General features: G+C 56.3%; 24 protein-coding genes. 4 read left to right on the plus strand and 20 right to left on the minus strand.

Annotated elements, in window-relative coordinates:
• Positions 1-9 precede the first annotated feature (9 nt).
• From sseB to trmJ, 11 genes are all read right to left on the minus strand, one after another.
• Positions 10-786, minus strand: a complete 777-nt coding sequence (gene sseB, locus EQV24_RS07700; protein WP_094916595.1) for an enhanced serine sensitivity protein SseB — start codon at positions 784-786, stop codon at positions 10-12.
• An 80-nt stretch (positions 787-866) separates the two neighbouring features.
• Positions 867-2,153 carry an aminopeptidase PepB gene (pepB, locus tag EQV24_RS07705; protein WP_013098291.1) on the minus strand — a complete coding sequence of 429 codons (1,287 nt, stop codon included), beginning with the start codon at positions 2,151-2,153 and terminating at the stop codon, positions 867-869.
• A 53-nt stretch (positions 2,154-2,206) separates the two neighbouring features.
• Positions 2,207-2,407: a Fe-S cluster assembly protein IscX gene (gene iscX / locus EQV24_RS07710; protein WP_003860650.1), complete on the minus strand. Its 201-nt coding sequence runs from the start codon at positions 2,405-2,407 to the stop codon at positions 2,207-2,209.
• Position 2,408: 1 nt separating this feature from the next.
• Positions 2,409-2,744, minus strand: coding sequence for an ISC system 2Fe-2S type ferredoxin (gene fdx, locus EQV24_RS07715; RefSeq protein ID WP_003860652.1), 336 nt, complete (start codon positions 2,742-2,744; stop codon positions 2,409-2,411).
• Between the two features lies 1 nt (position 2,745).
• A complete protein-coding gene (gene hscA, locus EQV24_RS07720; RefSeq protein ID WP_130626383.1) occupies positions 2,746-4,596 on the minus strand; it encodes a Fe-S protein assembly chaperone HscA in 1,851 nt (616 codons plus the stop codon).
• A 14-nt stretch (positions 4,597-4,610) separates the two neighbouring features.
• The gene (hscB, locus tag EQV24_RS07725) at positions 4,611-5,126 is read right to left on the minus strand and encodes a co-chaperone HscB (protein ID WP_020690034.1); all 516 of its coding nucleotides are present in this window, start codon (positions 5,124-5,126) and stop codon (positions 4,611-4,613) included.
• 80 nt (positions 5,127-5,206) lie between these two features.
• Positions 5,207-5,530, minus strand: a complete 324-nt coding sequence (iscA, locus tag EQV24_RS07730; RefSeq protein ID WP_003860659.1) for an iron-sulfur cluster assembly protein IscA — start codon at positions 5,528-5,530, stop codon at positions 5,207-5,209.
• 13 nt (positions 5,531-5,543) lie between these two features.
• Positions 5,544-5,930, minus strand: coding sequence for a Fe-S cluster assembly scaffold IscU (iscU, locus tag EQV24_RS07735; protein ID WP_003860661.1), 387 nt, complete (start codon positions 5,928-5,930; stop codon positions 5,544-5,546).
• 24 nt (positions 5,931-5,954) lie between these two features.
• Positions 5,955-7,169: a cysteine desulfurase gene (iscS, locus tag EQV24_RS07740; RefSeq protein WP_130626384.1), complete on the minus strand. Its 1,215-nt coding sequence runs from the start codon at positions 7,167-7,169 to the stop codon at positions 5,955-5,957.
• 117 nt (positions 7,170-7,286) lie between these two features.
• On the minus strand, positions 7,287-7,778 hold the full coding sequence (iscR, locus tag EQV24_RS07745; protein WP_013098294.1) for a Fe-S cluster assembly transcriptional regulator IscR: 492 nt from the start codon (positions 7,776-7,778) through the stop codon (positions 7,287-7,289).
• Positions 7,779-8,014: 236 nt separating this feature from the next.
• A complete protein-coding gene (gene trmJ / locus EQV24_RS07750) occupies positions 8,015-8,740 on the minus strand; it encodes a tRNA (cytosine(32)/uridine(32)-2'-O)-methyltransferase TrmJ (protein ID WP_013098295.1) in 726 nt (241 codons plus the stop codon).
• Positions 8,741-8,871: 131 nt separating this feature from the next.
• On the opposite strand from trmJ, the gene suhB reads away from it, so the two are divergent.
• The gene (suhB, locus tag EQV24_RS07755) at positions 8,872-9,675 is read left to right on the plus strand and encodes an inositol-1-monophosphatase (RefSeq protein WP_013098296.1); all 804 of its coding nucleotides are present in this window, start codon (positions 8,872-8,874) and stop codon (positions 9,673-9,675) included.
• A 61-nt stretch (positions 9,676-9,736) separates the two neighbouring features.
• Here the strand turns inward: suhB and EQV24_RS07760 are convergent, their stop codons facing one another.
• The gene (locus EQV24_RS07760; protein ID WP_130626385.1) at positions 9,737-10,717 is read right to left on the minus strand and encodes a nickel/cobalt transporter; all 981 of its coding nucleotides are present in this window, start codon (positions 10,715-10,717) and stop codon (positions 9,737-9,739) included.
• Positions 10,708-11,346 (minus strand): DUF1007 family protein, encoded by a 639-nt coding sequence (locus EQV24_RS07765; protein ID WP_023620117.1) that lies wholly within the window; start codon positions 11,344-11,346, stop codon positions 10,708-10,710. The genes EQV24_RS07760 and EQV24_RS07765 overlap by 10 nt, the downstream gene beginning before the upstream one ends.
• Before the next feature lie 125 nt (positions 11,347-11,471).
• Between EQV24_RS07765 and csiE the strand changes: the two genes are divergently transcribed.
• A complete protein-coding gene (csiE, locus tag EQV24_RS07770; RefSeq protein WP_130626386.1) occupies positions 11,472-12,749 on the plus strand; it encodes a stationary phase inducible protein CsiE in 1,278 nt (425 codons plus the stop codon).
• Here csiE and EQV24_RS07775 read toward each other — a convergent pair whose 3' ends face one another.
• A complete protein-coding gene (locus tag EQV24_RS07775; protein ID WP_130626387.1) occupies positions 12,750-13,889 on the minus strand; it encodes a 3-phenylpropionate MFS transporter in 1,140 nt (379 codons plus the stop codon).
• A 172-nt stretch (positions 13,890-14,061) separates the two neighbouring features.
• Here EQV24_RS07775 and EQV24_RS07780 point away from each other — a divergent pair, with 172 nt between their 5' ends.
• Complete coding sequence (locus EQV24_RS07780; protein WP_013098301.1) at positions 14,062-14,484, plus strand: DoxX family protein; 423 nt, start codon at positions 14,062-14,064, stop codon at positions 14,482-14,484.
• A gap of 53 nt (positions 14,485-14,537) precedes the next feature.
• Here the strand turns inward: EQV24_RS07780 and glyA are convergent, their stop codons facing one another.
• Entirely contained in the window at positions 14,538-15,791 is a 1,254-nt protein-coding gene (gene glyA / locus EQV24_RS07785) for a serine hydroxymethyltransferase (RefSeq protein WP_013098302.1), read from the minus strand.
• Between the two features lie 303 nt (positions 15,792-16,094).
• Here glyA and hmpA point away from each other — a divergent pair, with 303 nt between their 5' ends.
• On the plus strand, positions 16,095-17,285 hold the full coding sequence (gene hmpA / locus EQV24_RS07790; RefSeq protein WP_095908107.1) for an NO-inducible flavohemoprotein: 1,191 nt from the start codon (positions 16,095-16,097) through the stop codon (positions 17,283-17,285).
• 80 nt (positions 17,286-17,365) lie between these two features.
• On the opposite strand, the gene glnB is transcribed toward hmpA, so the two are convergent.
• The 5 genes from glnB to purL form a co-directional block, all read right to left on the minus strand.
• Entirely contained in the window at positions 17,366-17,704 is a 339-nt protein-coding gene (glnB, locus tag EQV24_RS07795; RefSeq protein WP_003860685.1) for a nitrogen regulatory protein P-II, read from the minus strand.
• An 80-nt stretch (positions 17,705-17,784) separates the two neighbouring features.
• On the minus strand, positions 17,785-19,122 hold the full coding sequence (gene glrR / locus EQV24_RS07800) for a two-component system response regulator GlrR (protein WP_013098304.1): 1,338 nt from the start codon (positions 19,120-19,122) through the stop codon (positions 17,785-17,787).
• Positions 19,109-19,846: a two-component system QseEF-associated lipoprotein QseG gene (qseG, locus tag EQV24_RS07805; RefSeq protein ID WP_038985697.1), complete on the minus strand. Its 738-nt coding sequence runs from the start codon at positions 19,844-19,846 to the stop codon at positions 19,109-19,111. Before qseG ends, glrR begins: the two co-directional genes overlap by 14 nt.
• A 1-nt stretch (position 19,847) precedes the next feature.
• Positions 19,848-21,275: a two component system sensor histidine kinase QseE/GlrK gene (gene qseE / locus EQV24_RS07810; RefSeq protein WP_023620113.1), complete on the minus strand. Its 1,428-nt coding sequence runs from the start codon at positions 21,273-21,275 to the stop codon at positions 19,848-19,850.
• Between the two features lie 529 nt (positions 21,276-21,804).
• Positions 21,805-25,692 (minus strand): phosphoribosylformylglycinamidine synthase, encoded by a 3,888-nt coding sequence (gene purL / locus EQV24_RS07815; RefSeq protein WP_130626388.1) that lies wholly within the window; start codon positions 25,690-25,692, stop codon positions 21,805-21,807.
• Between the last annotated feature and the right edge of the window lie 132 nt (positions 25,693-25,824).

Raw genomic sequence — 25,824 nt, forward strand, 5'->3', positions numbered from 1 at the left:
CCGCTGTAATCAGATGATGCGGTTGGTTTTGAGATCGCGCAGGAAACCGCCCCAGCGACGCTCATAGAACGGTGTGATGTGCTCGGTAATAAAGTGACTGATGCCCTTCTCACCGTTCTTCACCTGGCAGATATCAATTGGCTCATCGCCCGGCAACGTATCAGTGGCCACACTGCCCGCCGCCTGGATGATTTCATCGATATCGCCGTCAGCTTCAATACCAATCAACAGTACCGGCTGTTCATCCGCTTGCTCTTTAATCGAACAGAGGAACGCGCGTCTTACCGGCTTCAGGGTTTTGAACAACGTGGTCAGGGAATCGATCATCTGCGCTGGCGGTTCGGCCACTTCAGAGAGCAGCAGCGTTTCGCCCCCTTCCAGCACTTCCTGGGTGCTGAGCGGGTTACCCTCTTCACCAATCAGATGGCTGATTTCACGCGGCGTGAATTCTTTCCCGGTCGGCAGTTTCGCATTAAGGAACAGCGTCTGGCCCAGCGTCATTTCGAACAGCGTGCGCACCGGCATCACCACGAACGCCTGTTCATCTTCAACGGCGGTCTGCAGCGCTTCCAGCGAGGTAAAGAACGGGATCACCGAGGTGCCGTTGTCTTTCTCCCAGTGCAGCAGATCCAGCGCGCTGTCTTCAACAACCTGCTCACCTTCCGCCGCGGTTCCTGGCACCCAGACGGTGGATTCCAGCAGCGTGCGGAAAAATGCCGGACGGTGGGCGGGCTCGGTCGCCGCCTGTTCCAGCAGGGTTTCTAATTCGTTTTTGGTTTCGGACATAACAATTCCAGATGTCGAATTTCCCCCCTCACCCCGGCCCTCTCCCTCAAGGGAGAGGGTTAGGGTGAGGGCAAAAAGCATTACTCAGCCGTCAGCAGGTTCGCCACGGTACGCACGCCCAGGCCGGTCGCGCCCGCAGACCACTGCTCAACTGCCGCTTTACGGTAGGTTGCGGAGCAGTCGATATGCAGCCAGCCTTCGTGATAGTTCTCAACGAAGTGGGACAGGAAGCCTGCTGCAGTGCTGGCACCCGCCGGGTACGCCGCGCTCGCGGTGTTATTCAGTTCGGCAAAATTAGACGGCAGCTGGCTGCGGTGGAATTCCGCCAGCGGCAGACGCCAGAACGGTTCGTTTTCTGCCGCGGCGCTTGCCAGCAGGCGGGCCGCCAGCTTGTCGTCAAAGCTGAACAGCGCATGGTAGTCGTTACCCAGCGCCGTTTTTGCCGCGCCGGTCAGGGTGGCCATATCGATAATCAACTCTGGCTTTTGGGCAGAAGCGTCGATCAGGCCATCGGCCAGCACCAGACGGCCTTCTGCATCGGTGTTCATCACTTCAACATTTTTGCCGTTGCGGTAGCGAATGATGTCGCCCAGCTTGAAGGCGTTACCGCTTACCATGTTGTCCGCGCAGCACAGGTACAGCTTCACGCGTTTTTTCAGGCCACGGGTAATCGCAAACGCCAGCGCACCAGTGATGGTTGCCGCCCCGCCCATGTCGGATTTCATGGAGTCCATGAACGCGCTCTGCTTCAGGCTGTAGCCACCGGTGTCGAAGGTGATACCTTTCCCGACCAGGCAGGCAAACACTGGCGCGTCTTTATCGCCGGTTGGGTTGTAGTCCAGCGCCAGCAGCACCGGTGGACGCTCAGAGCCACGACCCACGGTGTGAATGCCCATGTAGTTCTGCTCGCGCAAGTCTTCACCTTTGGTGATGCGATAAGACATGTTATCGCCGGCCACGCCGCACAGCAGGTCAACGGCGCGCTGTGCCAGCTGTTCCGGCCCCAGCTCTTCAGCCGGTGCGTTAATAGTGTCACGTACCCAGTCGATAATGGTCAGGCGGCTTTCCAGCTCTTTTTGACCGGCTTCGTCAAGGTTGGCCCACTCAATTTTGCGGGTGCCTTTTGGCCCTTTATAACCAGCCCAGAACGCCCAGCTGCGGTCGGTGTCCCAGCCCTCGCCTGCCAGAGAGACATGCTTAATGCCGAGCCCATCAATTTTACGCGCGGCGCGCTGGATCAGGCCCAGATCGTCGTTGCCCGTCAGGTGCAGGGTAATACCGTCGTTGTTGATACTGTAAGTGGCTTTTTCGCCCCAACGCGCATCGGCGGGTTGCGTAGAGAGCGTAATCTTCATCGCTTCGGTCATTTTATTTATCCTTATTAGCAAACGGGCCGCCTGAAGGCAGCCCGTTACGTGATTTACTCTGCTTCATCTAACCAGACTAACAGAATCGCCTCCAGAATTTTTTCATTGGATGCGTTGGGATCGTCGTCAAAATCCTCTAAATCGCAGATCCACTGATGCATATCGGTGAAACGTACGGTTTTTGGATCGAGATCCGGGTTAGCGTCGTAGAGCGCTTCGCCGATTTCACGGCTGTCTGTCCACTTCAGTCCCATATTAATGCTCGCGTGCGTGGTTGATGGTGTAGCGTGGGAACTCCACGACCAGATCCTCGTCGGTCACCGCTGCCTGGCAGCTTAAGCGGCTGTCGGGCTCCAGACCCCATGCTTTATCCAGCATGTCATCTTCGTCTTCGGTGCTCTCGGCAAGCGAGTCGAAACCTTCACGCACAATGCAGTGGCACGTCGTGCAGGCACAGGATTTTTCACAGGCGTGTTCCACTTCGATACCTGCACGCAGGGCAACATCGAGAATGGTTTCACCGGTCTTCGCTTCCAGAACAGCGCCATCCGGACAGAGGTCCGCATGAGGCAAAATAACAATCTTTGGCATATTAAACCTCGTCCACGGACTGGCCTTTCAGCGCGACGCGGACAGATTTATCCATGCGGCGAGCAGCAAAGTCCTGGGTTTGTTTATCAACGTTTTTAATGGCTTCTTCTATTGCGTCAGCGTCATTGCCCTGGGCGACCACGCTTAAGTGCGCAGCAGCCTCGTCAATCACCTGACGCTCAGCGGCGCTTAACAGCGCGGCATCGGCAGCGAGCGCGCCGTTCAGGCTTTCCAGCACGCGTGCGGCTTCCACTTTTTGTTCGGCCAGCATACGCGCCTTCACATCCTGCTCGGCGTAGCTCATTGAGTCCTTAATCATGGAGGCGATTTCGCCATCGGTCAGGCCGTAGGACGGCTTCACCTGAATGGACGATTCGACACCAGTCGATTTTTCCATCGCCGTGACGCTCAACAGGCCGTCCGCATCCACCTGGAAGGTGACGCGAATATGCGCCCCGCCCGCAGGCAGCGCCGGAATGCCCCGCAGCGCAAAGCGCGCCAGAGAACGGCAATCCTGCACCAGTTCGCGTTCGCCCTGCATCACGTGAATGGACATGGCCGTCTGACCGTCTTTAAAGGTAGTGAACTCCTGCGCACGTGCCACCGGAATGGTGGTGTTGCGCGGAATGACTTTCTCCACCAGTCCGCCCATGGTCTCTAAACCCAGCGACAGCGGGATGACGTCCAGCAGCAGCATTTCACTGTCCGGCTTGTTGCCGACCAGAATATCCGCCTGAATCGCCGCGCCCACGGCAACCACTTTGTCCGGGTCAATGGAGGTCAGCGGCGTGCGGCCAAAGAATTCGCCTACACGCTCACGCACCAGCGGTACGCGGGTGGAGCCACCCACCATGACCACTTCCAGCACCTCATCCGCCTCAACGCCGGCATCTTTCAGCGCACGACGGCAGGCTAACAACGTGCGTTTCACCAGAGGGGCGATGAGATCGTTAAACTGTTCACGGGCGATCTCACCCTGCCAGCCCGCCACGTTCACACTGACTGACTCAGCATCGCTTAGCGCAATTTTGGCCTCGATGGCCGCATCCAGCAGTTCACGCTGTACGCGGGCATCGCTGCGATCGCTGATACCCGCCAGCTCGCGAATGTAATCCGCCAGCAGATGGTCAAAGTCATCGCCGCCCAGCGCGGAGTCCCCGCCGGTCGCCAGCACTTCAAACACCCCACGGCTTAAGCGCAGGATCGAGATATCAAAGGTACCGCCGCCGAGATCGTAAACCGCAATCACCCCTTCCTGGCCGGAGTCGAGGCCGTAGGCAATCGCTGCCGCTGTCGGTTCGTTCAGCAGGCGCAGCACGTGCAGGCCCGCCAGACGCGCGGCGTCTTTGGTGCCCTGACGCTGTGCGTCATCAAAGTAGGCCGGAACGGTAATCACCACACCGTCTAAATCGCCGCCGAGCGTTGCCGTGGCACGCTCCGCCAGCGCTTTAAGGATGTCAGCGGATACGCGAATTGGGTTCAGCAGCCCGGCCGCAGTCGCAATCATCGGCAGGCCGTTTTCACTGGCCTGCAGCTGATACGGCAGATGCGGGTAACGGGTCTGAATATCGGCCAGCGAGCGGCCCATCATCCGCTTAACGGAGCTGATGGTATTCGCCGGATCGCGCGCGGCGTTAGCGCGGGCATCAAAGCCCACCGCGTGGCCCTGCTGCTGGTAGTGGACCACGGAAGGCAGCAGATGGCGGCCCTGCTCGTCAGCCAGCGTCTCCGCCTGGCCGCTACGCACGGTTGCCACGAGGGAATTGGTGGTGCCAAGATCAATACCCACCGCCAGACGACGCTGGTGCGGTGCGGCACTTAAGCCAGGCTCACTAATTTGTAATAAGGCCATAATTGCTTCCGAAATTAAAAATCGAGCAGCTTTTCTTCGAGTTGTTCAGCACTGCTTCGCAGTTTATCGAGAAAACGGAGTTTGCGCACAGTGTCTGCCGCCACGTCCCAGGTCTCGTTGTTCAGTTGCGCCACCATCTGCTGATGGCGGGTATCAAACATGCCCTTCACGCGCGTGATGAACCCTTCCAGACGCGCTTCGTCTTTGGCCTGTTCAATCTCATCCAGCTCTTCGCGAAGCGTAAGCTGTTCCATCAGAAACGCCGTGTCGCGTACGGTGTGTTGTTCGCTCGCCAGATCAAAGCCGTGGAGCGAAAGCAGATATTCTGCACGCGCCAGCGGATGGCGCAGCGTCTGCCAGGCCTGGTTGATGGTCGCGGATTGCGACACCGCAGCCAGTTGTTCAGCCTGAGTACCGCTGGCGAATTTGTCCGGATGATACTGACGCTGCAGGTCCTGAAAACGGATCGTCAGCGCCTGGAGATCAATCGGGTATTGAGCGGGTAAACCGAAGAGAGTGAAGTAATCCATAACAATCTCAGGGGTAGCCTGTTAGAACAAACCCCACGCGTAGCAAATAAAGCCACGGTGGGGTTTCGGATGACGCGCGATTAAACGTGGAAGCTTTCGCCGCAACCACACTCGTCTTTGACGTTCGGGTTCGTGAATTTGAACCCTTCGTTCAGGCCTTCTTTTACAAAGTCCAGCTGAGTGCCGTTGAGGAATTGCAGGCTTTTGCCATCGACCACCACCTTCACGCCCTTGTCTTCAAACACAGTGTCATCGGACGCTGGTTCGTCAACAAACTCCAGTACGTAAGCCATACCAGAACAGCCGGAGGTACGTACGCCCAGTCGCAGGCCAAAGCCTTTACCACGGTTCGCCAGAAAAGAGCTTACTCGCGCGGCAGCGCTGTCGCTAAGGGTAATCGACATACTCAAACCTCAATTATTTTGCTTCACGTTTGCTTTTGTAATCCGCAATGGCGGCTTTGATCGCGTCTTCTGCCAGGATAGAACAGTGAATTTTCACCGGTGGCAGTTCGAGTTCTTCAGCAATATCCGTGTTCTTGATTGCCTGTGCTTCGTCCAGAGACTTGCCCTTCACCCACTCGGTAACCAGGGAGCTGGACGCGATAGCAGAACCGCAGCCGTAGGTCTTGAAGCGCGCGTCTTCAATGATACCTTCATTGTTGACTTTAATCTGCAACTTCATCACGTCGCCACAAGCTGGCGCGCCAACCATACCGCTACCTACGCTCTCGTCGCTGTTGTCAAAAGAGCCAACGTTGCGCGGGTTCTCGTAATGATCGATTACTTTTTCGCTGTATGCCATGATTGAATTCTCCTTATGTACCGATTAGTGATGTGACCATTCAATGCTGTTCAGATCCACGCCCTGCTTGAACATTTCCCACAGTGGAGAAAGGTCACGCAGACGGCCGATGGAGTTGCGAACCAGCTTGATGGTGTAGCCAATCTCTTCTTCGGTAGTGAAACGACCTAAAGAGAAACGGATAGAGCTGTGTGCCAGCTCGTCAGTCATACCCAACGCGCGCAGCACGTAGGATGGCTCCAGGCTTGCAGACGTACAGGCAGAACCGGAAGAGACCGCCAGGTCTTTCAGCGCCATGATCAGCGATTCGCCTTCAACATAGTTGAAGCTCACGTTGAGGATGTTGGGTGCGCCCTGCTCGAGATCGCCGTTCAGATACACTTCTTCCATATCTTTCACGCCGTCCCACAGACGGTTACGGAGCGTGCGCAGGCGCGCCATCTCGGTTTCCATCTCTTCTTTCGCAATGCGGTAAGCTTCGCCCATGCCCACAATCTGGTGAACAGGCAGCGTACCGGAACGCATGCCGCGCTCGTGTCCGCCACCGTGCATCTGCGCTTCAATGCGGATACGTGGCTTACGACGAACGTACAGCGCGCCGATACCTTTCGGGCCATAGATTTTGTGGCCGGAGAAGGACATCAGGTCGACTTTCAGCTGGCTCAGGTCGATAGGCAGTTTGCCCACGCTCTGAGTCGCATCAACGTGATAGATGATGCCGCGCGCACGGCACATTTCGCCGATGGTCGCGATATCCTGCACCACGCCGATTTCGTTGTTTACATGCATGATGGAAACCAGGATGGTGTCATCACGCATCGCCGCTTCGAGCTCTTTCAGGTCAATAATACCGTTGCTCTGTGGCGCCAGGTAAGTGACTTCAAAGCCTTCACGCTCGAGCTGACGGCAGGTGTCCAGCACAGCTTTATGTTCGGTTTTGCTGGTGATGATGTGCTTGCCTTTTTTCTGATAAAAGTTGGCTGCACCTTTGATCGCCAGGTTGTCGGATTCGGTCGCACCGGAGGTGAACACAATCTCACGCGGGTCGGCACCCACCAGGTCAGCAATCTGATTACGGGCGATATCCACCGCCTCTTCAGCATGCCAGCCAAAACGGTGTGAACGGGAAGCTGGGTTACCAAAGTTTCCGTCCAGGGTCAGACACTGCATCATTTTCTCGGCAACACGCGGGTCCACCGGCGTGGTTGCGGAGTAGTCGAGATAAATCGGTAATTTCATTGCTCTATAAACTCCGTACATCGCTTCAATGCAAGGAATCAGGCAACCGGCTGGATGTACGACCGAGTACACGGGGCAGCTTCGCCCCGGCCTGATTCTGAAATACTTATCTTTTTATTACGCGCGTAATTTAACGTCGATAGCGTCCTGCGCGCGGGTGCTGCGTTGAGATTCCTGGCTGTGCTGACGGCCCGATACATCCAGAACTTCCTGGTTATTCACCAGTTCACCAAGGGTGATGTTGTTCAGGAAGCCGGTCAGGCGATCGCTCAGATCGCGCCACAGCGCGTGGGTCAGGCACTTATCGCCGCCCTGGCAGCCACCTTTACCCTGGCAACGGGTCGCATCAACGGATTCGTCAACCGCACTAATGACTTCGCCAACCGCAATACTGCCCGCGTCTTTACCCAGCAGATAACCGCCGCCTGGGCCACGAACGCTGGAAACCAGTCCATTTTTACGCAGTCTGGAGAACAGCTGTTCCAGATAAGAGAGGGAGATCCCTTGTCGTTCAGAAATATCAGCCAACGGAACCGGGCCCGCTTCGGAGTTGAGCGCAACGTCCAGCATCGCGGTTACGGCATAACGCCCTTTAGATGTCAGTCTCATGTCTTACTTAACCTCAAACTCGCCCCTGCCCGGGGTTTTTTATAGTAAAATGGGGTATTGCATAGCAGGGCCAAGTCTGACATTCCTGACTAAATTGGTCAACTATTTACTTGACTGTTTTAGTCAGGTATTTAACCTTCCGTGCCGTATTCTTTTGCCCGGCGGCGCTGCGCTTGCACGGGCCTACGGGTTTTGTAGGCCGGGTAAGCGCAGCGCCACCCGGCGAACAGACGACACTACTCTTTATTCTTCTGCTCAATCGACGCCAGAATCCCACGCAGGATGTTCAGCTCCTGGCTTTCCGGGCGCGCACGGGTGAACAGGCGACGCAGCTTATTCATCACCTGCCCCGGATGGCCTTCGCGGATAAAACCGGTAGAGAGCAGCGTCTGCTCCAGGTGACCATAGAAGCGCTCCAGATCGTCCACCAGCGGATAGGCGGTCTCTTCTTTCGGTTCTGCCACTTTCTCCTGGGTCGCCAGCCAGGCCATCCGCACTTCGTAGGCAATGACCTGTACCGCCATCGCCAGGTTCAGCGAGCTGTATTCCGGGTTCGCCGCAATCGCGACGTGGTAATGGCACTTCTGCAGTTCGTCATTGGTCAGGCCGACGCGCTCACGCCCAAACACCAGCGCCACAGGCGCCTGTTCCGCTTCTGAGACACTTTTCAGGCCGCATTCGCGCGGGTCCAGCATTGGCCACGGCAGCGTACGGGAACGCGCGCTGGTACCGACGACCAGACTGCAACCCGCCAGCGCTTCGTCCAGGGTATCAACAATTTGCGCGTTGCCAATCACGTCGCTGGCACCGGCGGCCAGTGCGATGGCCTGAGAGTCCGGTTTCACCAGCGGATTAACCAGCCACAGATTCGTTAAGCCCATGGTTTTCATAGCGCGGGCAACGGAGCCCATATTGCCGGTATGCGATGTTTCGACCAGCACGATTCGAATGTTTTGCAGCATAGTTTTGGATGTCTGAATTCAGTGTCTAAAGAATATTCGGGCATATTATCATAAACGAGAGACATATTCCGATCCCGCTGCTATACTCTGCGCCGATTTTCCTGTTCTTTAACATCCAGTGAGAGAGACCGATGCATCCGATGCTGACAATCGCCGTGCGCGCAGCGCGCAAGGCGGGTAATGTAATTGCCAAACACTACGAAACGCCAGACTCCGTAGAAACCAGCCAGAAAGGCAGCAATGATTTCGTGACTAACGTCGATAAAGCCGCAGAAGCGATTATTATCGAAACGATCCGCAAATCTTACCCACAGCACACCATCATCACCGAAGAAAGCGGTGAACATGAAGGTACCGATCAGGATGTTCAATGGGTTATCGATCCACTGGATGGCACCACCAACTTCGTTAAACGCCTGCCACACTTCTCTGTGTCTATTGCAGTACGCATTAAAGGCCGTACTGAAGTTGCCGTTGTTTATGATCCAATGCGTAACGAACTGTTCACCGCTACCCGCGGTCAGGGCGCGCAGCTGAACGGTTACCGTCTGCGCTGCAGCAATGCACGCGATCTGGACGGCACCATTCTGGCGACCGGTTTCCCGTTCAAGGCGAAACAGCACGCAACCACCTACATGAATATCCTCGGCAAACTGTTCACCGAATGCGCGGACTTCCGTCGCACCGGCTCTGCCGCGCTGGATCTGGCCTACGTGGCGACCGGCCGCGTTGACGGTTACTTCGAACTGGCGCTGAAGCCGTGGGACTTTGCTGCGGGCGAGCTGATCGCGCGTGAAGCAGGCGCACTGGTATGCGATTTCACCGGCGGCCATAACTATATGTCTACCGGCAACATCGTTGCAGGTAACCCACGCGTTGTTAAAGCCATGCTGGCAAACATGCGTGATGAACTGAGCGATGCGCTGAAGCGTTAATCCCGGTAATTCCCTCTCCCGGTGGGAGAGGGTCAGGGTGAGGGCATCAGACCGCACCCTACTAAAACGGCCGTAATCCCCTTCCCACCGGCACCGCACTCATCCACATCGTCACCGCCGCTACCAGCAGAATCACCCCGCCCGCCAGCGCGAGCGTCGTCCAGCCTACCTGTCGCCACAGCACCGGCGTCTTATTGCCGCTGAGTTTTACCGCCAGTTGACGGAAGCTGTGAACCAGTAATGCCAGTGACGAAATGGTCAGGGACGTTCCTGCCGCCATAGCCAGCGCAGAGAGCATGCCCCAGCCGAATACGCCAATCACTTTGCTGAACAGCAGCACCATGATTGCGCCTGAACATGGTCGCATCCCCATTGAAAGAACAATCATCACCCGCGCACGCCAGTCGCCGCCGCTCTGCAACTGCGCCTGCGTAGGCAGATGCTGATGTCCGCAGCCGCAGTGGGCATCATGGACATGATGTGGCGTAAAGGATTTGAAGGTTGGCTTTTGCAGCAGTACGCGCAGTTTTTTCAGCGCCCGCCAGCAGAGGATCACCCCCAGCACGCCCACCAGCGCATAACTTCCCTTCTCCAGCCAGAAACTGCTCAGGTGCAGCTGACGAGCGGGAAGCTGTAACAGCGAGAGGACGACCACTACCAGCCCGATAGCGACGCCGCCCTGCAGCAGCGAAGAGGCCAGTGTCAGACCGATGCTCGATTTCAGCTTCGAGGGATGCGTGGCAAGCCAGGTAGTAATCACAATCTTGCCGTGCCCCGGCCCCAGCGCATGCAGCACCCCGTAGACAAAACTGAATGCCAGCAGGGAACCACCTGCTTTTGTTGGGTTATCCGCCACCGCCTTGAGTAGTCCACTCATCTGCTGGTTAACGTCACGCTGCCAGAGAATGCTTTTCATCATAACCTGCGGCCAGGCCTGCCATAACCACAGCGCGCCGCACACGGCCAACAATAAAAAAAGCGCCAGCGGCCAGAGATGAAGCCAGCGACGTGGTTTGCGGGCGGAAGAGGCGATCACTGACATTGTAACGTCACCTGCTGTGCAAACTGTTTACCCAGTTCCATATCTTCAGGAGGGGCATCCTCTTTATCCAGAGAGACGGCGAAGTTGAGCGTCTCTTCGCTGGGTTTTGGCGTATGAACAGCGAGTTTGCAGGATTTTTGCAGGGTAGTCGGTAGCGTCACGTCACTCTCCTTCGCATAGCTCATATCGACGTAATAGGTGGGGTCGAAGGTGGAAAAGGTATACGTCTGTCCTGCCAGCGGCTGAGGATGCGCCAGCGGGAGAACAAACGTCAGCACCGCCTGATGACCGTCGCGCGACATGCCGTACTCCGTCGGGCGATTCATAAACTTCACCTTTTGTCCGTTATGCCAGAACTCGGTGAAGTAGTGCTGTCCCAGCACGTTGGCCATGACCTCCGCCGCCAGCTTTTTCCAGATCTCATCGCCTGGCTTTGCATTTCCCGCGTCATACAGGAGATCGGCCGAGGTGATTTCATCCATCGTCCAGCGCATTTTCAGGCCGCTCAACTGGGTTCCGTCAGTCACCAGCTCGGTTTTGAGACTGATAAAACTGTGAGGATGCGCGCCGGCGGTGAAAGTGATAACCGCCAAAAATAACGCCATCGCGCTGTGTTTAACTGTTTGCATCAATTCCTCACGTCAAAAATTCTGTGATGTTCGCCAGCAATCCTGAGTGAAAGGGCTGCCGGTACGCTTTTCAGCGTCGATCCTTTAGCTATTCTTACCAGACATTCACACTGGATACCCAACAGATGATGACAACGCTTGAAATTCCATCTGTGCTTTCCAGTTCGCAGCGCCGCTGCCAGGTGCTTTTGATGCTTTACCTGCCCGATGCTGCCGTCACCGCACAGAGCATAATCGCAACCAACGGCGTGGACGACGCCATGGCACGGCAAGATATAGCCGAGACGCGCGATGAAATCCAGCGCTATCACCGGCTGGACATTGTCACGCACCATGACGGCAGCTACCGGATTGAAGGCACGGTCCTGAATCAGCGTTTATGTCTGCTGCACTGGCTGCGCAGGGCGCTCCGCCTGTGCCCACATTTTGTTTCGCAACAGTTTACCCCGGCGCTTAAAACCGCGCTTAAACAGCAGGGCATCGCGCGTCCGCTTTATGACGATACGAATCTGCGGGCGTTGATCAGCTTCTGTTCGCGAAAGCTACAGCGCCCCTTTGACTGCCGTGACGTGCAATTTTTACAGCTCTTCTTGCAGTATTGTCTGATCCAGCATCACCTGGGCAATACGCCGCAGTTTTCCCCCGATCAGCGCAACTGGACACAGTCGCGAGGGGAATACTTTACGGCGCAGGAAATTGTGCGTCACTGGAAACGCTGCGTGCCGCAGGGCACCCACAGCAACGAACAACTGTTCCTCGCGCTGCTGTTTATGATGCTGCGCACGCCCGATCCGGTGCTCGATAAACATCAGCAGGATCAGCGTCTGCGCCGGGCCATCGTGCGGATGATTGCCCGTTTTCGCGCCCAGACAGGAATGAACTTCAGCGATGAACAAGGGCTGACCGATCAGCTCTACGTTCATCTGGCACAGGCGCTGGACCGGTCGCTGTTTGAGATCGGCATCGACAACAGCCTGCCAGAAGAGATCCATCGCCTTTACCCCCGTCTGTTACGCACCACCAAGGAGGCGTTGTTTGAGCTGGAAGCGGAGTTTGGCCTGCGTTTTTCTGATGAAGAGATGAGTCTGGTGGCGGTGATTTTTGGCGCCTGGCTGATGCAGGAGACCGATCTGCACGAAAAACAGGTGGTGTTATTAACCGGAGAGGATAAATCCTGTGAAGAAGTGATTGAACAGCAGCTACGCGAACTAACGCTGCTGCCGCTCAATATTCGTTATCTGACGCTGCAGGCTTTTCAGAAAGAGGGAGCTCCGCGCGAAGCGGCGCTGGTCATTACCCCTTACCCCACCGCCCTGCCCCTGTTCTCGCCGCCGCTGATCCACGCCGTGGAATCGCTGAACGCACAGCAGCAAGAACATATTCGCGCTATGCTGGAATCGTAGTCAGGCGCGCGCGGCCACTTTCGGGCGAATAAACATCGCCGGTAGCGCGACCAGTGCCATTACCCAGAACACGCCGTGTCCCAGATGTTGATACAGGAAGCCCGCAAAGACCGTCATCACGGCAATGCTGCCGCCCATCGCCACCGCAGAATAGACCGCCTGCAAGCGAATCACATCCCCGCCTTCACGCGCGGCGATATAGCGCATGGCCGCCAGATGGCAGACGGTAAAGGTGCCGCAGTGCAGAATTTGCGCCACGATCAACCAGGGCAGTTCAGTCGTCCAGCCCATAATGCCCCACCGCGCCACGCCACACACGGCGGAGAGCAGCAGCAGGTCGCGCGCGCCGAAGCGGCGAAACAGTTTCTTGCTGAGCGCAAAGATAATCACTTCGGCCACCACGCCAAGCGACCACAGGTAGCCCACGGCAGAGGCAGAGTAACCGGCGCCCTGCCAGTAAATGGCACTGAAGCCGTAATACGCCGCGTGCGCCCCCTGAAGCAGGCAGACGCAGGCCAGAAAACGCCAGCTTTGCGCCACCAGGCTTCGCCAGGCGGGCCAGCCTGCGCTTTCCTGATGGCGACTTTCGCCTTGCGGCATGACTGACGGTCGCAGCAGCATGCCCAGCAACATCGAGGCGATACCGATGCTTAACAGGGCAAGAATGGCGTGGTAATCGTAAAGACTGACCAGTTTCCCCACCAGCGCAGAGCCAATCACAAACGCAATGGAGCCCCACAGGCGCACGCGACCGTAGTCCATGGTGATCTGCTTTTGCCAGGTGTTTGCCAGGGCGTCCGTCAGGGGAACCAGCGGGGAGAAGAACAGGTTAAAGCCGACCATCACCACCATCAGCCAGGCAAACTGATGGCTGACCCAGAAGCAGGCCACAAAGACCAGCGTTAACAAGGCAAGAATACGCACCGCTTTGATGAGTGAGGAGGGATCGCTGACGCGCGGTGCAATCAGCAGGCTGCCAAGGAAACGCGCCACCAGCCCCGCCCCCAGCAGGAAACCGATGGTTTCCGGAGTAAGGCCAATTCCCTTGAGCCAGACGCTCCAGAAAGGCAGAAAAATACCGTAACTAAAGAAATAGGTGAAATAGCTGAGCGCCAGCCAGCGCGTGGAATGCAAGACCATGAATCCCTCCCGAAATGGAGGCCATAGTCTGGCGAGAATATAAAAATTAAGCAAGTAGATAGCCTGCTATAAATTAACGAAAAATTAACATTCTATGCAGTCGTCTGGCTTATGGCAGGGAACGAAAATGTGTATTACGTTTAAATTACTCCACTTGCAGAGGTTTTCTGCCATGAACTCACTTCGCTATTTCGATTTCGGTCAGTCACGCCACCTGTTGTTGTTGATTGCCCGTATCGCGCTTGTCGTACTCTTTATTATCTTCGGCTATCCAAAACTGACGGGGTTTAACGGCACCGTACAATATATGACGTCGCTTGGCGCGCCAATGCCCATGCTGGCGGCCATTATCGCCGTGGTGATGGAAGTCCCTGCCGCCATCCTGATCGTGCTGGGCTTTTTCACCCGCCCTCTCGCCGTACTGTTTGTGTTCTACACGCTGGGCACGGCAGTTATTGGTCACCATTACTGGGACATGACCGGGGATGCGGTTGTGCCGAATATGATTAATTTCTACAAGAACGTCAGTATTGCTGGCGCATTTATCCTGCTGGCCATTGTGGGACCGGGAGCAATATCCCTCGACCGACGTTAAGACATAAAAAAAGGCCGCAAACGCGGCCTTTTTATTTCTGCTAAGCAGAAGAATTATGCGTATACCGGGAAGCGTGCGCAGATATCCAGAACTTTCGCTTTTACGCGCTCAATAACCGCTTCGTCATTGATGTTGTCCAGAACGTCACACATCCAGCCAGCCAGCTCTTTCACTTCCGCTTCTTTGAAACCGCGGCGAGTAACAGCCGGAGAACCGATACGGATACCGGAGGTCACGAACGGACTCTTCGGATCGTTTGGTACGCTGTTTTTGTTCACGGTGATGTTGGCGCGGCCCAGGGCGGCGTCAGCTTCTTTACCGGTCAGGTTCTTATCAACCAGATCCAGCAGGAACAGGTGGTTTTCAGTACCGCCGGACACCACTTTGTAACCACGGTTCAGGAACACTTCCACCATCGCTTTGGCGTTTTTGGCAACCTGCTGCTGGTAGACTTTGAACTCTGGCTCCATCGCTTCTTTCAGCGCGACGGCTTTTGCCGCGATCACGTGCATCAGCGGGCCGCCCTGTGCGCTTGGGAACACAGCGGAGTTCAGTTTTTTGTACAGCTCTTCATCGCCGCCTTTCGCCAGGATCAGGCCACCGCGTGGACCCGCCAGGGTTTTGTGCGTGGTGGTGGTCACAACGTGAGCATGAGGAACCGGGTTCGGGTAAACGCCCGCGGCGATAAGACCGGCAACGTGCGCCATATCCACGAACAGGTAAGCACCGATGCTGTCTGCGATTTCACGCATCTTTGCCCAGTCAACGATACCGGAGTAAGCAGAGAAACCACCGATGATCATCTTCGGCTTGTGCTCTTTAGCCTGCTTCGCCATGTCTTCGTAGTCAATTTTGCCTGACTCATCAATACCGTAAGGGATGATGTTGTACAGTTTGCCAGAGAAGTTTACCGGGGAGCCGTGAGTCAGGTGACCGCCCTGCGCCAGGTTCATACCCAGAACGGTATCGCCCGGCTGCAGCAGCGCGGTGTAGACCGCGAAGTTTGCCTGAGAGCCGGAGTGCGGCTGGACGTTAGCGTAGTCAGCGCCAAAGAGTTCTTTCGCACGGTCAATCGCCAGTTGCTCAACGATATCAACGTACTCGCAACCGCCATAGTAGCGCTTGCCCGGATAACCTTCAGCATATTTGTTGGTCAGCTGAGAACCCTGCGCCTGCATGACGCGCGGGCTGGTGTAGTTCTCGGAGGCGATCAGTTCGATGTGCTCTTCCTGACGTACTTTTTCCTGCTCCATAGCCTGCCACAGTTCGGCATCATAATCGGCAATGTTCATTTCACGCTTTAACATCCGCATCTCCTGACTCAGCTAACAAGTAAAATTTGGCCTGAAAAGGCAGTCCTGTTGGACGACGGGCAACAGTATAACTGAATAGTTCTGTGATAACAGGTCTTGACAAACGATTTTACGCAAACGTTTTCCTTCACGCCACGCAAGGGTTTGAGGAATAAAGCCCTCGTCATTTTCAACGGATTTCTTTTCAGGTTTGTGATGCATATATTTCATCTTGCAAAGAACCATTTACATCGCAGGGTTATTTTTATAAGATGCATTTAAAATACATCATTAAGTTCACATCAGAAGGACGCGCTCATGCTCGACGCTCAAACCATCGCTACCGTTAAAGCCACCATTCCCCTGCTGGTGGAGACAGGCCCTAAGCTCACCGCTCATTTCTACGACCGCATGTTCGCGCACAACCCGGAGTTGAAAGAGATTTTCAACATGAGTAACCAGCGTAACGGCGATCAGCGGGAAGCGCTTTTCAATGCCATCGCGGCCTACGCCAGCAACATTGAAAATCTGCCAGCCCTGCTGCCTGCGGTGGAGAAAATCGCGCAGAAGCATACCAGCTTCCAGATCAAACCCGAGCAGTACAACATTGTGGGCGGTCACCTGCTGGCGACGCTGGACGAGATGTTCAGCCCGGGCCAGGAGGTACTGGACGCATGGGGCAAAGCTTACGGCGTGCTGGCAAACGTCTTTATCAACCGTGAAGCGCAGATCTACAGCGAAAACGCCAGCAAGAACGGTGGCTGGGAAGGGACCCGCGCCTTCCGCATTGTTGAGAAAACGCCGCGTAGCGCGCTGATTACCAGTTTTGAGTTCGAGCCGGTGGATGGTCAACCCGTTGCCGATTATCAGCCGGGGCAGTATCTCGGCGTCTGGCTGAAGCCTGAAGGTTTCCCGCATCAGGAGATCCGCCAGTACTCCCTCACCCGTAAGCCAAACGGCAAAGGCTACCGTATTGCGGTGAAACGCGAGGACGGCGGCCAGGTTTCCAGCTGGCTGCATAACGAGGCCAGCGTGGGCGACGTGGTTCATCTGGCTGCGCCGGCGGGCGATTTCTTTATGACCGTTGAGGCAAATACCCCGGTGACGCTGATCTCTGCGGGTGTGGGTCAAACGCCAATGCTGGCGATGCTGGACACGCTGGCGAAATCCAGCCACAGCGCGCAGGTTAACTGGTTCCACGCCGCTGAAAACGGGGATGTGCACGCCTTTGCTGATGAGGTGAAAACGCTGGGTGCTACCCTGCCGCGTTTCACCGCGCACACCTGGTATCGTCTGCCAACGGATGCCGATCGTACAGCGGCCCGCTTTGACAGCGAAGGGTTGATGGATTTACGCCAGCATGAAGGCGCGTTCAGCGCGCCGGAGATGCAGTTCTACGTCTGCGGTCCGGTGGCGTTTATGCAGTATGCCGCGAAACAGCTGGTTGAGCTGGGCGTCAATAAAGACAACATCCATTACGAATGTTTTGGACCGCATAAAGTGCTGTAATACAAAAGCCCCTCGAACGAGGGGCTTTTTTTGCCGGGTGGCGGCTACGCCTGACCCGGCCTGCAAAACCGCTGACAATGTTAAATCGCGGCGTCGTCTTCTTCGCCGGTACGGATACGGATGACGCGCGCCACGTCAAAGACGAAGATTTTACCGTCGCCAATTTTACCCGTTTGCGCCGTACGGATAATGGTATCCACACAGGTATCGACAATATCGTCGCTTACCACGATTTCAATTTTCACTTTCGGCAGAAAGTCCACCATGTACTCTGCACCACGGTAAAGCTCGGTGTGGCCCTTCTGACGACCAAAACCTTTCACTTCGGTCACGGTCATACCGGTGATGCCCACTTCCGCCAGCGCTTCACGTACATCATCCAGTTTGAAAGGTTTAATAATCGCATCAATCTTTTTCATGGTGGGTCCTTAAACTCTTGCCTGTAAGCTGCGTCGTAATCGATTGCTCACAGTATCATATTCATTCGAAGTTTGCGGTACTACTCTTTAAAATCGTTGGCTTCCAGTTCATGGCGTGACAGCAGCTTATAGAACTCGGTGCGGTTGCGTCCGGCCATGCGTGCCGCGTGGGTCACGTTACCTTTAGTGATCTGCAACAGCTTACGCAGATAGTTTAGCTCGAACTGGTTACGCGCTTCGGCAAACGTTGGCAGTGCCGTGTTCTCGCCTTCCAGCGCCTGCTCCACCAGCGCGTCACTGATGACAGGTGACGACGTCAGCGCCACGCACTGCTCTATCACGTTGACCAGCTGGCGCACGTTTCCCGGCCAGCTTGCGGCCATCAGCCGCTTCATCGCATCGGTGGAAAACGCCCGCACAAACGGTTTGTGGCGATCCGCAGACTGGCGCAACAGGTGATTCGCCAGCAAAGGGATATCTTCCGCACGTTCGGCCAGCGCCGGAATTTTCAGGTTCACGACGTTCAGGCGGTAGTAAAGATCTTCACGAAACTCATTGCGCGCCATTACCTTTGGTAAATCACGGTGCGTGGCGGAGATGATGCGCACGTTAATGTCGATATCGCGGTTGCTGCCCAACGGGCGCACTTTTCGCTCCTGCAGCACGCGCAGTAATTTGACCTGCAGCGGTGCAGGCATGTCGCCAATCTCGTCCAGGAAAAGCGTACCGCCTTCCGCCGCCTGGAATAGGCCTTCCCGGCTGCTGACTGCACCGGTGAACGCACCGCGGGCGTGGCCGAAGAGTTCAGATTCGAGCAGTTGTTCCGGCAGTGCGCCGCAGTTAATGGCAATAAAGGCGTTTTTGCTGCGCGGGCTGGCATTATGGATGGCCTGCGCCAGGATCTCTTTCCCGGTGCCGCTCTGCCCGTTAATCAGGACGCTGACGTCAGACTGCGCCACCATCCGGGCCTGTTCCAGCAGACGCAGCATGATGGGGCTACGCGTGACAATCGGCTCCCGCCACGCCTCATCGCTCGACGGGGCAGCATGTTCCAGCGCACTGTCGATGGCCTTATACAGCGCGTCTTTGTCCACCGGCTTGGTCAGGAAGCTGAAAACCCCCTGCTGTGTCGCCGCGACGGCATCCGGGATCGAGCCGTGCGCCGTCAGGATAATCACCGGCATGCCCGGCTGCTGCTTTTGGATCTCCGCGAACAACTGCAGGCCATCCATTTCATCCATCCGCAGGTCGCTTATCACCAGGTCAATTTTCTCCCGGGCGAGAATTTTGAGCCCCTCCAGCCCGCTTTCAGCCGTCACGACGCTGTAGCCTTCACTAACCAGACGCATTCCCAACAACTTGAGCAAACCAGGATCGTCATCCACCAGCAGGAGATGGGCAGGTTTACGGCTCGTCATGCTTCACATCCTCTTGTTTCGGTGTATCGCTGTCCGGTACAGCGGATGAACTCCCAGGCTGATATTTACGCGACGAGAGCTGTCTTTCGATATCGGTCAGGTTCTCCAGCTTACGGGTCGTGGTATCCAGTTGCGTACGCAAATGTTGTTGCTGTTGACGCAGGGTATCCAGCTCGCTGTCGGTTGACTGTTGCAGCTTGCTGTAACGGGAGCGCTCTTCAGACAGCTGAAGTTGTAATGTCTGCCCATCGCGCCAGAGCTGATAAACAGGGCGTACCTGAGCGGGAAGATATGCCACAAAGGTGTCGAGCCGCGTGACGTTCGTGCGTCGTTCGACAGGGGTAATTTTGGCATCCCCAAGCAATATTCCGCGCTTGAAGGCGTCCTGCCAGGTATCGTCGTCCAGCATCGCCGCTTTTGAGCGGGCTTCAACCGGAGCCAGACGCTGCGCGCAGTCTATTCCGCGTAGCCAGAACAGAGGATTGGTTTCGACGTCATGCCCCGACAGGTTCCAGATGTCGTCGCAGCGGGTTGAGAGAAAATCTGCCAGCTGATTCTCTGGCCATTTATCTTCCTGTTTATCGCTAATGGCACTTTTTGGCACATGGGAAACACACCCCGCCAGCAATAAACAAGGCAGACTCAGGCGCAACGTTTTACGGGAAAACACCGCGCGTATGGCGCGGAAAAAGACGTGTGACATACTCACCAGACATAGCTTCATTTTATTGGTTTTTCCGGCTCAGGGGCAGTTCGATACGGAAGCAAACATCGGAACGTTCATCCGTGACAATGTTTAGCTCCCCCTGCATGCGTCGTATACAATCCCGGGCGATACTTAACCCCAGACCGCTTCCTTTAACCGCACCTTTTCGCTGATGACTTCCCTGGAAGAAGGGTTCAAATATCATCTCTCTTTCGTCATCGGGGATCGGGGTGCCGGTGTTGGCGACATCAATAAACACCCGTGAACCATTCGTATAGCTTCGGATATAAATGTTACCGGATTCAGTACCATAGTGCACCGCATTGGAATAAAGATTATCCAGAACGCTCATCAATAACATTGGTTCAGCCAGGCAGGTTGGCTCATTAAGCGCCACCCCGGTATGCATCATTTTAGCTCTTGCAGGCAAGCTGTGGGCAGAGATCACCATATCCACCAGCGGCTCAATCTCGACATTTTCGAGGACGACCGCTCCATCCGCCAGCTTGCGGTTGTAATCGAGCAGTTGCTCAATTAATTTCTGCAGATTGCGGCTGCTGGCGTCGAGGATCTCAACAATCTCTTTCTGCTCCACCGTCAGCGGCCCCGCCACTTCGTCTGCCAGCAATTCCGTGCCTTCGCGCATGCTGGCCAGCGGCGTTTTAAGCTCGTGGGAAATATGACGTAAAAACTGATGACGCTGGGATTCCAGCCACGACAGGCGCTCCGAAAGCCAGATAATCCGCTGCCCCACGGAACGCAACTCGCGCGGGCCTTTAAAGGCCACCGTATCGCCCAGTGATTTCCCCTCTCCCAGACGATTGATCATCCGCTGGATGCCCTTCACCGGGCCGATGATCATTCGGGTAAAAAGTAACACCAGCGCGAGGCTGACCAGGAACAGCACCAGCGCCTGCCAGCCAAAGAACTGACCGCGTTCGGCAATCTCCTGCTGCAGTTGCTGACCGCGAGAGAAAATCACCGCACGGGTAGACTGCACCATCTCAGCATTGGCATTGGCAAAGGCTTCAAGGCGCGCGGCTGCGGCGGCATCAGGTCCACTGTTCTTACACTGCAACTGGGCCAGATCGTTCAAATCCTGACGTAATGCCTGGTAGAGCTTATCGTCCGGCAACACGCCGGCATGCGCATCCAGCATCTCGCTATAGCGTTTACGCTGATTCTGGTAGACCTTTTCCAGCGTGCGATCGTCAAGCACGCAATACTGACGATAGCTACGCTCCATCTCCAGCGCGGCATTGGTCATCGCCTCACTGCGTCTGGCGTCAATAAGCGTCGTGCGGTTAGTCAGTGCCGCCTGAGCACTGAGCGCGTTCAGGCTTTGCCACGCCTGCCAGGCCAGGATCAGTAAAGGCAGCAGGATCAGCAAAAAGGCCATCATTACGAGTTGACGCAGGGAACGGGGGAAAACGGGCCAGCGTTTCAACGCATTACTCTCTTTGAATGGGTTTGAGGAGAGCGTAACTGAGTCTGCCCTTCAGATACAACAAAGCCGGGTAAAAACCCGGCTTTGTCATGGAATGAGGCGGTGCCTAACTCGACGTTTCGCCCTGTCCTGATAAAGCAACGCTATGATCAGTAGTTGGACGGCAGGCACCTTTTTGTGCGTCATTCGAAGTTTATGTAGCACGTCCCGAAGGGGCTGACATAAGAAGGTGAATGAGCCACTGATTAATATTATGCAATAGATGTGCCAGAATGCAAATAAATATATTATCGCATTGATATTTATATAATTTATGGGTTTCCACCGTTAATTGCTCGCTGAATGATTTCCAGGCTAAGTGTCGCTAATCAGCAACACCTTAACGGGAATCGCCCCTGCCATATATAAATCAATGAGTTAAATGTCTCCTTTTGGAGACAGTGGCATGACGGGTCTGTCGCGAAATTGCGACACACATAAAAAAGCCCGGTAGCGCTTTCGCGTACCGGGCTTTAAAGGGCAATATCGATTAACCCAACTGTTTACGTGCGTTGCGGAAGATACGCATCCACGGGCTGTCCTCACCCCAGTTTTCCGGGTGCCAGGAGTTGCTCACGGTGCGGAACACGCGCTCAGGGTGTGGCATCATGATGGTCGCACGGCCACTTTCGCTGGTGACCGCCGTGATCCCGTTCACCGAGCCGTTCGGGTTAGCCGGATAGGTTTCCGTCACCTTGCCGAAGTTATCAACAAAGCGCAGCGCCACCAGGCCTTTGCTCTCAAGCTGAGCCAGATGGGCAGCATCACGCACTTCTACCTGACCTTCACCGTGAGAAACGGCGATTGGCATCTGCGACCCTACCATTCCCTGCAGCAGCAGAGACGGGCTTTGAGTCACTTCGACCAGGCTGAAACGTGCTTCAAAGCGGTCGGACTGGTTACGCACAAAGCGTGGCCACGCTTCACTGCCCGGGATCAGCTCGCGCAGGTTAGACATCATCTGGCAGCCGTTACACACGCCAAGCGCCAGGGTTTGCGGACGATGGAAGAAGCTTTCGAACTCATCGCGCACGCGGTTGTTGAAGAGAATGGACTTCGCCCAGCCTTCACCGGCACCCAGCACGTCACCGTAGGAGAAACCGCCGCACGCCACCAGCGCATGGAAATCTTCCAGACCGGTGCGACCTGCCAGCAGGTCACTCATATGAACGTCGATGGCATCAAAGCCCGCACGGTGGAAGGCCGCAGCCATCTCAACGTGGGAGTTGACGCCCTGCTCACGCAGCACGGCGACTTTCGGACGCGCGCCGGTCGCAATGTACGGTGCAGCGATGTCTTCGTTGATGTCGAAGGAGAGCTTCACGTTCAGGCCAGGATCGTTGTCGTTGGCCTTGGCGTTGTGTTCCTGATCGGCACAGTCCGGGTTATCACGCAGGCGCTGCATCTGCCAGGTGGTTTCTGCCCACCACATACGCAGCGTGGTGCGGCTTTCGCTGAACACCGCATGGCCATCCGCTTCAATGACGAAACGGTCACCCTGAACGGCTTTACCCAGGTAGTGTACGCAGTCTGCCAGGCCGTATTGAGCCAGCAGGGCTTCAACCGCGTCACGATCGGCCGCGCGTACCTGAATCACCGCGCCGAGTTCTTCGTTAAACAGTGCCGCCAGACGATCTTCGCCAAGCGTCGCGATGTTCGCTTCAACACCGCAATGTCCGGTGAAGGCCATCTCCGCCAGGGTCACCAGCAGGCCGCCGTCGGAACGGTCGTGGTAGGCCAGCAGTTTACGCTGCGCCACCAGCGCCTGAATGGCATCGTAGAAGCCTTTTAACTGTGCCACATCTCGCACGTCAGCCGGTTTATCACCCAGCTGACGGTAAACCTGTGCCAGCGCGGTGGCACCCAGCGCGTTGTGACCTTTACCCAGGTCAATCAGCAGCAGGGCGTTGTCTTCGGTCGAGAGCTGTGGGGTCACGGTATGGCGCACGTCTTCCACACGGGCAAACGCGGAGATGATCAGCGACAGCGGCGAAGTCATTTCGCGCTGCTCGTTGCCTTCCTGCCAGCGGGTTTTCATCGACATGGAGTCTTTACCCACTGGAATGGTCAGGCCGAGCGCAGGACAGAGCTCTTCACCCACCGCTTTCACAGCTTCATACAGGCCCGCGTCTTCGCCCGGGTGACCGGCAGCGGCCATCCAGTTCGCGGACAATTTGATACGTTTGATATCGCCAATCTGGGTCGCGGCGATGTTGGTCAGTGCTTCACCGACGGCCAGACGAGCAGAGGCCGCGAAGTCCAGCAGCGCTACCGGGGTACGTTCGCCCAGCGCCATCGCTTCACCGTAGTAGCTGTCGAGGCTCGCGGTGGTCACGGCGCAGTTCGCCACCGGGATCTGCCATGGCCCCACCATCTGATCGCGCGAGACCATACCGGTCACGGTACGGTCGCCGATGGTGACCAGGAAGGTTTTCTCCGCCACTGCAGGCAGGTGCAGCACGCGATTCACCGCGTCTGCTACGGTAATGCCCTGACGATCCAGCGCGTTGCCCGCCGCTTTGCGGGTCTGCACGTCGCGGGTCATCTTCGGCGTTTTGCCGAGCAGCACGTCCAGCGGCAGGTCGATTGGCTGGTTGTCGAAATGGGTATCGCTCAGGGTCAGGTGTTTCTCTTCGGTCGCTTCACCGATTACCGCGTACGGCGCGCGCTCGCGGCGGCACAGCTCGTCAAACAGCGGCAGTTGATCGGCTGCGACGGCCAGCACATAACGCTCCTGAGATTCGTTACACCAGATCTCCAGCGGGCTCATGCCCGGCTCATCGCTCAGAATGTCGCGCAGGTTGAAACGACCACCGCGACCACCGTCACTCACCAGCTCCGGCATGGCGTTGGACAGGCCGCCCGCGCCAACGTCGTGAATAAAGAGGATTGGGTTTGCATCACCCAGCTGCCAGCAGCGGTCGATCACTTCCTGGCAACGACGCTCCATTTCCGGGTTGTCACGCTGAACGGAGGCAAAGTCGAGATCGGCGTCAGACTGACCGGATGTCATTGAAGAGGCCGCACCACCGCCCAGACCGATGTTCATCGCCGGTCCACCGAGGACGATCAGCTTCGCACCGACGACGATCTCACCTTTCTGCACGTGATCGGCGCGAATGTTACCGATCCCGCCCGCCAGCATGATCGGTTTGTGGTAGCCGCGCAGCTCTTCGCCGTTGTGGCTGTCCACTTTCTCTTCATAGGTACGGAAGTAACCGTTCAGTGCCGGACGACCAAATTCGTTGTTGAATGCCGCGCCGCCCAGTGGACCTTCGGTCATGATGTCCAGCGCGGTCACGATGCGCTCTGGCTTGCCGAAATCTTCTTCCCACGGCTGTTCAAAGCCCGGGATACGCAGGTTGGAAACAGAGAAACCGACCAGGCCCGCTTTTGGTTTCGCACCACGGCCCGTCGCCCCTTCGTCACGGATTTCACCGCCGGAACCGGTCGCCGCACCCGGCCACGGAGAGATCGCCGTCGGGTGGTTGTGAGTTTCCACCTTCATCAGGATATGCGCCGGCTCCTGATGGAAGTCATAACGTCCCGCTTCGCGATCGGCGAAGAAGCGGCCCACCTCGGAACCTTCCATCACCGCGGCGTTGTCTTTATAGGCAGACAGCACATGGTCAGGGGTTTTCTCCATGGTGTTTTTGATCATTTTGAACAGCGACTTCGGCTGCTGTTCGCCGTCAATAATCCAGTCGGCGTTGAAAATCTTGTGGCGGCAGTGCTCAGAGTTAGCCTGCGCGAACATATAGAGTTCGATGTCGTTCGGGTTGCGGTTCAGCTTAACGAACGCATCCTGCAGGTAGTCAATCTCATCTTCTGCCAGTGCCAGGCCGAGACGCAGGTTAGCGTCAATCAGCGCCTGACGGCCCTGCCCCAGCAAATCCACGCTCTGTACTGGCGCAGGCTGATGGTGGGAGAAAAGTTTCTGCGCATCATCCAGAGAAGCAAATACGCTCTCCATCATGCGGTCATGCAGCTCTGCGGCCACCGCCTGCCATTGGGCGTCGCTCAGGGTGGAGGCTTCAACGTAATACGCCACGCCACGTTCCAGACGGTTAATCTGGTTCAGACCACAGTTGTGAGCGATGTCAGTCGCTTTGGAAGACCAGGGGGAGATGGTGCCTGGACGAGGCGTCGCAAGGATCAGTTTACCAGTTGGGGTATGGCTGCTCAGACTTGGGCCATACTTGAGCAGGCGTTCCAGCTGTACGCGCTCCTCTGCATTCAGGGGGGCATTCAGGTCAGCAAAATGGACATACTCAGCGTAAATATTGCTTACCGGAAGGTCGGCTGCCTGAAAACGTGCCAGCAGTTTGTTAATACGGAAGGCAGACAGTGCAGGCGAACCACGCAGAATTTCCATCATAAGTCTCTCGTCTTCGAAGCGCCGGGGCGCTTACAGTGTGCGCAAGGGGGGAAAACGGGCGTCATTATAGAGAATCCTGAGCGTCGACGAAACCGTTTGCGTCGAAATAAAATCGACGGCATCGTTTAACAA

Origin of the sequence: Enterobacter sp. A8 (assembly GCF_004296595.1) — a bacterium.
Taxonomy (GTDB): domain Bacteria; phylum Pseudomonadota; class Gammaproteobacteria; order Enterobacterales; family Enterobacteriaceae; genus Enterobacter; species Enterobacter cloacae.